At 43.8% G+C, this 8,823-nt stretch carries 5 protein-coding genes and 1 pseudogene; all 6 read left to right on the forward strand.

Annotation, left to right across the window (positions count from 1 at the left end; genetic code table 11):
- Positions 1 to 649: pseudogene (locus tag Q0991_RS19315) on the forward strand (alpha/beta hydrolase fold domain-containing protein); the annotation flags it as partial.
- A 275-nt stretch (positions 650 to 924) separates the two neighbouring features.
- Positions 925 to 2,889 (forward strand): alpha-amylase family glycosyl hydrolase, encoded by a 1,965-nt coding sequence (locus tag Q0991_RS19320; RefSeq protein ID WP_299491583.1) that lies wholly within the window; start codon positions 925 to 927, stop codon positions 2,887 to 2,889.
- 532 nt (positions 2,890 to 3,421) lie between these two features.
- On the forward strand, positions 3,422 to 4,357 hold the full coding sequence (locus Q0991_RS19325) for a hypothetical protein (RefSeq protein WP_299491586.1): 936 nt from the start codon (positions 3,422 to 3,424) through the stop codon (positions 4,355 to 4,357).
- A gap of 21 nt (positions 4,358 to 4,378) precedes the next feature.
- Positions 4,379 to 5,977: a M23 family metallopeptidase gene (locus tag Q0991_RS19330; RefSeq protein WP_299491588.1), complete on the forward strand. Its 1,599-nt coding sequence runs from the start codon at positions 4,379 to 4,381 to the stop codon at positions 5,975 to 5,977.
- A 21-nt stretch (positions 5,978 to 5,998) separates the two neighbouring features.
- Positions 5,999 to 6,691, forward strand: coding sequence for a hypothetical protein (locus Q0991_RS19335; RefSeq protein WP_299491590.1), 693 nt, complete (start codon positions 5,999 to 6,001; stop codon positions 6,689 to 6,691).
- Positions 6,692 to 7,225: 534 nt separating this feature from the next.
- Complete coding sequence (locus Q0991_RS19340) at positions 7,226 to 8,407, forward strand: tetratricopeptide repeat protein (RefSeq protein ID WP_299491592.1); 1,182 nt, start codon at positions 7,226 to 7,228, stop codon at positions 8,405 to 8,407.
- Positions 8,408 to 8,823: the final 416 nt, after the last annotated feature.

The following is an 8,823-nucleotide window of genomic DNA, read 5'->3' on the forward strand; positions in this document are numbered from 1 at the left end:
TACATGCTGTGGAATAGATGGACCTCCGTCTGGTGATGATATCGATTTCGTCAAGAAGTTACTTGATGCTGCTAAGCAAAAGTTTACCAAGATCGATGAGAACAAAATCTTTCTGACTGGGATGTCCAACGGCGCAATGCTGGCTCATCGACTTGCGCACGAACTTAGTAACACGGACTACAAGATTGCGGCGATGGCGACAGTGAGTGGAACCCTAGCAATTGATGTAGGTTCTCAGCATGAAAACTATCCAATACCTATCATCCACTTCCACGGTTCTGAGGATAAGGTCATACCAACTAGAGGTAGCAATGCCACAGGAAGAATATGTAAGTCGGTCGCAGATACCATAGATATCTGGCGAGCGCGGAACCAGGCGAAGGACGACAGTAATGCTGTCACTGTAACAATTAAGGATCCGGCAATCGATGGGACAAGTGTAGAGAAAACGACTTACCCACCCGATTCAACTGGAGGAGCACAGGTTGTCAACGTTTTAATTACCGGCGGTGGTCACACTTGGCCGGGGCACGATACACCTCCCGATCTCGATGCCGTACTGCAGCAACTTGGCTTGACCCTTGGGCCATCTACTCGTCAGATCAATGCAGAGGATCTTATCTGGCAATTCTTCTCCCAATACGTGTAATCGTGAGTCGTATTGTTCCAGCTGACTGTATTCACTGCTCGGTCGGCGAGGATCGCTCAGCAGCTTAACAAAGCGTTGAAACGTAGTGTTGCAGTAGCGTAAAACTTGATTTTTCGTAAATCGTTCGCCACTGCCCGGTGAAACTTGGTCGTTAAGATTTCAATGACACCGAAGCACTCAAAAATTGTCGCGGCCCGGTGAACGAGGGTGTTAGGCTGTAAATTTGCTGCTTCGATTTTTCATTCGTATTTGTCACATCACACACGTTAGGAATTATGGTATTTGCATCTCCCACGCAATTGTCTAATGTTAATCACGATTTCGCAGGGCTTGGTGCAACTGTGGTTCGGGATAGTAATACCGAACAAATAGTAGGAACATTCTTTAAATTCTGGTTGCCTCGCGTTCGTGAAGTATTTGTACTCGGTACATTTAATAATTATGATTTTGAAAAAGATGCTTCTGATAATCCAGATCCCATAGAAATAGGATTTGCTCTAACTGAGCTCAGTGATTCTGGATATTGGTACGGTTACACACCAACTCTTAAGTATTCACCAACGACACCAAAGGACAACGAGTATAGATTTTATGTTGTTGGACTTGATGGGAAAAATGATTGGGTAGCAGATCCGATAGCAAGGGATACGGTACAACGGGAGCCAGACGTAAATGATTCAATAGCACTTGTTGTGGATTGGGAGTCTTTTGAATGGAAATATGATAACTACTACGCCCGCGAACGGAGGGATTTTCGACGCTATATTATTTATCAAGTTCATTGGGGAACCTTTTTTAGACCAGAGAATGAAGATGATTACGAGCAATTTACTCTAGGAACAATAAATCTTGCGGACAAGCGTTTGGCTGTGGCACAACGGCTTAAAAAAATTAGTGCTATGGGCTTCACTGCTATAGAACTTTTACCTATTCATGAGGCAAATGGAGCAACAGATGCTGGCTATAATCCCAGTTTTTTCTTTGCTGTTGAGTCTGCCTATGGTACTCCAGAAGACCTAAGGATACTTGTTGATGAGGCTCACAAGATTGGTCTTGCCATTATTTTTGATGTGGTAGTTAACCACTTGACAAACGATCCATCAAAATCATCCTTCTCTCAACCTTTTATTAAGGGATGGTACAGCAGAGATAATGCGCCTTGGTCTAACCACATACTATTTCCTGGTCAGAGTGACTGGGGTCCAGATCCAGACTTTGATAGACCAGAAATCAGAAATATTATTTTTGATTGCATTCAAATGTATTTTTCTGAATATCACATCGATGGTATTCGCTTAGATGCAACAACTACAATTCCTCGCAATGCCCTCAAGGAAATTGTTGGTCGGTTGCTTGTCGAAAACAGACGTTACGAGAAGTTTATCTCTGCAGAACACCTCACTAACGATCCCTTCCCTTACATCATTGGTGACATTGGTTGTAATGCTGGTTGGGATAAAGGAGCTTTCAATAGTGGTATGGGCGGAGCAATATCACAGCCTATCAGAGGTAGTTTTAGTGCTTTAAGAGATGCATTTGAAACGAATCATAATGGTTTGCCAGAGACTGCTATCAAGTATGTATTGGGTTCCCATGATGAAATTTGGATGCAAAATAAAGATTCCGCAGCAGCAGCAATCAACAGGGTCGGTGGCCCATTTAGTGATTACTCTCGCATGAAAATGCGACTAGCTTGGTCTTTAAATGCCTGTGCTTTTGGCGTGCCGATGATGTTCATGGGCACTGAGTATATGACGGAGAGACGTTGGGATAGCTTTAATGGGTACAATGCTTCAAATGCTGATGCGAATCGTGTCCCTTTCGTTTGGGAACCTGATGCAAGCTCATCCGAAGCACAGTACATATTGATGGTTAAGCATATAAATGAGTTGCGTTCTCGATATATTGCTATGCGAAATCCAAACCGTGATAGCCAATTAGTTCATGTTGATAATGATAATGGTGTTTACGCATACAAGCGTTGGGATGGTTTGGGTAATGTCATGCTCATCACCATTAACATTTCAGATGGTCAATGGCAGAGGAGAGAGTATCAGTTCAATACAAACACACCAAACAGTTCTTGGAGGGAAGTTTTTAACTCTCAATATGTGAACTACGGGGGATGGACAGGCTCGGGCAATTCTGACTCCAACTTTTCTCCAGAAACAGATGCAAGCGGACGAATGCAAGGTATTAACCTACCTAAATGGAGCTTGATGATTTTAAAGAAGCAATAATTTGTACCCAATAGAATCTGAAAGGAATCCACTGAAGACTTTTGCAACTGTTGAGCTATGAGGGTATTACTGTGAACATTGTGCTAGCTGATGTTTTACTCTTCCAATGAGTTTGTATTTGCTCATAGTCAAGGTTGATTTAGGGCTGACCAAAACTTCTTTCTATTCATAACTGTGGTTATTTCCTGAATCTGTGCACCATCTAAATATCAGGTTGCACCCAAATGAAACGGGACATTTTGACTAGAATTATAAATTCTATGACATGGGTGATGCAAAACTTTTCATTTCAATTGACTTAATCGGAAACAGTAGAAGGCTTGCTATACGAGGCTTTTAGGGAGTGGTAAAAATTAACCTCAACTACTTTCTATATAAGGCTTTGAGAGCATTTGGACTCTCTTGTTACCGATAAGGTCTAATAACACCGAAGCGCTCAAAAACAGCTAACACGTCGTCACACCCCTCAAGGTCATATCCTTGACATTGGGTTGAATCCGTAGACTCTCATAGGTCCATCGGAGTCAACCCAATGAAGATAACCTTACTCCTCACAACAGCGATCATCCTTACCCCATTGTCGGTATTGGCCGCCGTTCAAAGTATCAGCCTAGCCGATGCCACAGAAGGGATTGCCCCTACCATCAACGTCTGCCCTGGCAAAGGGTATAACATTTCATTTCTGGATATACCTGGAGGTGTGGCCTGGGCCAAGATTGATGATCCTAGCCAGGTCCACGTCTCCTTTGAAACCCGAGAGATCAGCAAATCACCCGCCCAACTGATCCACCTGCAACGAATTGAGCAACTGAACTTTAGGGGTATCCCCAAGGCTCCACAAACCCTCCTGACAGTATTCACGACCTCTCAACAATTGCTGCGGTTCAATATCGCCTATACCTGCCCCAATCGCTTTGATACAGGAGTCATCCGAGGTGCCATTGCCGCCCGCAGACCCAAACAGCGAATCAAGTCCAATGATCCAGTGATTGCAGCTCCCAAGGCGAAAGTTTCAGCGGATCCAACTGAGCCTCAAGTCTTATTTTCCAATCAATACGTGATCGAGGGAAGTTTTGAGAATCTGTATGGATTCCAACCCAAGGAAGACTCTCAGACATCCTCCTCTAAATCGAATCCCATCCCTGTTCCCACCATCGAGGCTCCCGCGCCAAAACCCAAGACCACTAAAACTGCAAAAGCCCCTGTACAACCGTCCTCCTCCAAAGTCGCTTGGCATCTGACTAGAGGGCTACAACAAGCAAACCTCAAGGGCGAGATTAACTACAACACCTACACCTACAGACGTTGGCAATCCATCATTGCCAGAGTGCGGAGAAAGCAAGAGCTACCTGCTGCAATCAAGGCTGTCGTTCCCAGAAGAAAACTAAAGACCTTCAAAAAAACTGGGGTGATTCTCCTGCTGTATGGGGGACTGGAAAATCCCTCATCGATGTTCACCGACTCATAAGCAAGGACGGAGGGCATCATCATGCTACAAAGCTTAATCCTTGCACCCCTATTATTTGGTCAGCATTTCGGAACGGATGCAGGGCTGCAATACAACCCATCGTTCGCTGACTTTGGAGCCATTACAGAAAGCGGCTCTATTCAATCTGCCTATGGCTTCCCTGGCGTCTCATGGACTGCGGGGACTCGACCAGAAGACATCATCACCCTTGGCTCCATCCAGCAAACAGGAGTCGGTGAGTTTACGTTTGGTCAAATCCTGAATGAGAGTGGCATTAACCTTGATGGGTTGATCCTCAAGGATTTTCCCCTACTGGCAAATTCAACCTTAGAGCAAGCCGCAGATGCTACTAACAACGATCCAGACTTTCTCGATAACGTCCTGATCGATGGCAATACCGTGGGTGAAGCCATCAGCCAAGGAGAAGGGACAAAAACCCTTGCTCAAAAGCTGGGGATTGAAAAGCCATTGCAGGACATCCAAAAGGTTCAAGACGCCGTTATCAACAAGCTCAACCAATGGGAATCCCAAGCCATCGGTGCAATACCGGGTTTGAGTGCAGTCCCCTTTGCTCGATACCCCGCCCAGCTAGCCAATACTTCCTTGGCTGCTATTTCCCTGTTTGCCAAAGCGGATCTGATCCTAGACCGGGCTGAGAAAGGCGTTGACAATACGGTCACGGGTTCAGACAAGGAAAAGACCAAGTTCAATACCCCTTGTCCCTTTGCTCGTCAGCAGGCTTGCGGTCATGTGGAGCTGAAAGATTTTGTTAGCACCAATATGGCTGGGAAACGGTGGATCAATGGCAAGCACCAGAAAGTACGGGGCGGTTCTGGCGTCTTGGGGGCGATATTCGGCAACAAAGAACCCACGGGGCGACTCCCATTTGGACCGGGAAGCCCCTTCAAGCTGGTGCTGACTAAAACCGATGAGAGTACCGATAAAGCCTCTTTCTCTGCTTATTTCCAGCTCTGCGAGTTTCTAGCAGGCTGCACGGGGTATAACATTGGCCCGTTTCCCCTGTATTCCGTTGGGATAGACGGAGTGATTTGGATGGGGGTTAACCCAACGGACTTTGGCAAGGTTCCTTTTGGCTTTGATCCGTCTGTGGTTGGTCCCCCTGGATCTAGCACGGGTGTCCCACCACTTTATTCCCCAGTTGGCAGCAATAGTGGTGGCATTGGTGATCCGGGAAAATGTGCTGATGCTAACCGCTCAAGGCCGACCTACCTTTGGCCTGCAAAGGGATTGTTTACATCAGGTTTTGGGCAACGGAGTTCCCCTGGTGGTATTGGTTCTAGCTGGCATGCAGGGGTTGATGTGGCCGCTCCCATAGGAACCTCGATTATTGCCGGAGAGGGGGGTGAAATTATCTACTCAGCACGACGAGGGGGTTATGGCTATACCGTGATGCTGCGGGTTGAATGCACGGGCCATGTCCTACTTTACGGGCACAACTCAAGGTTGCTCGTTCGCCCAGGTCAACCCGTTAAGAAAGGGCAAGTCATTGCACTGATGGGTAGTACCGGAATTAGCACCGGACCCCATAGCCATTTTGAAGTGAGAATTGGAGGTGAGCCAGTGAATCCAATCCATTACCTACCACCTTCAGGTCCATAGCAACGTTTTGAGGGAAAATCCATGAATAAAAAAGGAAAGATTTTATTTGGTCTCACCCTTGCGATCGTAGTTCTGGGAGGGATGACACTGCTTGATAAAAAGGAAAAGCCCAAAGCACAACCTAAAGCAAAGCAGCCAAAGGTTCAACTGGTTGAGGACAAGGAACCGAAACATCCCACCGAAAAATGTTTGTGGTCAAGGGGCGTCTTTGTTGATGAAATACTCAAGGTCAAGCAATACTCTCTGATTGCCTACAAATATGACTTTTCTAAGCCAGAACCTACCCCTGACATCAGGCTACCGAAGGGTATGAAAATCGACCTTGAAAGTGAGACTGGGCATGATCGGGATGCTGGCCCTGTGTATCCTAACCTCGATGTTGCCGTGATGGTTCTGGATCCCTTTGAAGGCTGCAAGCCCACCATCCGATCCATGAGGATTGAACCACTCCCTAAATCCTTTGACCCAAAAGTAAGGCTGGTGATGAAGAAAGCTTATTGGGCCACCATGTTTAAAGCAGCAGAGGATCTCAATGTGACGGCTCAATCCTGGCTAGATGGCATTACACGATATGTCGGCCCAGGTATGACTGAGCTTAAGGATGACGATATCAAAGCCATCACTCAACTAGGCTACAAACTTCCCAAATGGTACGACCTCAAGCTAACCCCAGAGCAAAGGTTTGAGCTTCAACTTAAGGAGACGAGCAAATAAGGACTGGTAACCCAGACCTAATGTAGCTCCGATCTACCATGGGATTTACGGAAATCAGAAGCTTCCTTGAAGACGTCAATTAGGGTACTCATTATTACTCCAGTACGAGGTTGTAATATCCTAGTTTTTCTGCACACAACATGAAATAACCCTGCCAGGCGTAGAGCTTGACTTTCTCTGGCCTTGTTCAGCTTGTCAGGAATGCATTACTGGTGAGGTAGTCATCGTTGATATTCGCCATGATATATCGAGCCAAGTTTGCAAGGGTATTGTGGCTACAAACTATACCCAGTTGCTATTAGGTATATAGAGAAAAATGGCTAGAAGAGATATGTAATAATTGAATTCTTTACAGCTATTTACCCTAGCTAAATTAAACTGTGATAAATACCCAGAATTAAATATTACTTACATATGGTCTGGAAAAATTTTTGCTAAAAATGTTGTAAGTCATGCTGTTATACAACCATAGCTTTGGATGTAGGTAAAGGCATATCACAACCAATTGTTTATTCATTTAATGCAAATAGGTCAATGGTCAAACAGGAAAGTAAGTGCATAAATCAACTTTTTATAGAGGGTAAAAATGCTCGTGTAAATAAATATTTTGAAGAGGCAAAAAATATATACGAGACAATTATACAAAATGATCCAAACTGTGTTGAGGCTTTTAACAATTTAGGAGTTACCTTGTGTGAGCTTGGCCGATATAGAAGAGCCCTTGAGGCTTACCTCAGAATCAATGAAAATTTCAGGACAGCTCAAACATGGTATAACATTAGCTTGGTTTACTACTATTTAAGGGACTTTGATCAGGCTCTAAATTGTATTCAGAAAGCCATAGAACATGATTGTTATGACTCTGCAGCTTGGGACTTGAAAGGGAAAATTCAAGTTGAGCAAGAAGATTACCAAGGAGCTATGACATCATTTAATCAAGCTTTTTCTACTGATGGTGAGCCACAATTTCTTCTATGGGATGCGTATTGTCTCTATTTACAACTAGAATTCTCAAAAGATATTGATGAAAGAACTCAGCGAAAACTATTACATATTTTAATCAGAAGGTTAGAAAGGTTGAAGGAGATTTCTGAAGACTACCACGAACGCAATATATCTAAAGATAAGAATTTGATGAGCAGGGAAGAAGATTCAGCCACTCAAATAGGAGGATCTACACCCCAAAACTCCTCTAAATCAAATAGTGATTGTGAAATCTGTCAACAAAGCTTATATTATCTTGGCTGTTCCTATTCTCGATACAAAGATTACTCCACAGCAATCGATAAGTTAGAGCAATGTATCCAAAAAGATCCAGGTTCTATGGTTGCAAAGTCAGCCAGGAAACTTCTAAAGCAAAGCTGGATTCAAATTAAACCCTCTCCATTAAAATGGTGGCTTCAATCATCTCTGTATCTAAATCGCCGGATGAAAAAGTTTGTCGCTATATTTACGTTGACAATGCTGATTCTGATAGTAATATTTATTTTATTTCATCCTTTATTTGTATGGAAAAATAGAGTTGAGTGGAGTGTATATATTTTTGTTGCCAGTCTATTACTTATTTTGTTACTGTCGCCAGGTGTGGAGCAGATAAAAGCAAAAGATATTGAGATAAAGATGCATGCTTCTCCCCCTTTTAATCCGTTTCCGTCACCAGCAAAAATGGAAGATGACATAGGATCTATGTCTAGGAAAAACAACGAAACCAATTGAGTTTAAGAAAAATACTGTTAATAATTAATGACGATCTAACAATTCTGATATTGCAGTTTAACTAAATAGGTTTGCGTTAAATGCAAAGGAATTGGTAACTATTGAGCAGAATTGTTAATTACATACAATACCGGAACTCAATCAAACTACAGGTTGTTTTTAACTGAGTTCCCTATAAGTTCTGCAGAGACTAGATTACAAGTGGATATGGTGGGCGCTTGTAAGCAAATTTTGTGCAACCCATTGCCAAATCCGTAGACTCAAACAGCACTACGGAACCCCCTGGACATGGCAAAGGTAAAAACCAAAAAAACCAAAATTGACTTCAATGGATTTGAAGACGAGATCCACCTCTCCGAATTCATCGACTTTGACCTAGAACATCACGTCGGCGCGTTTATCCTCCAAAAAGAAGC

Source organism: Acaryochloris sp. IP29b_bin.137 (assembly GCF_028285745.1).
Classification (GTDB): Bacteria; Cyanobacteriota; Cyanobacteriia; order Thermosynechococcales; family Thermosynechococcaceae; genus Acaryochloris.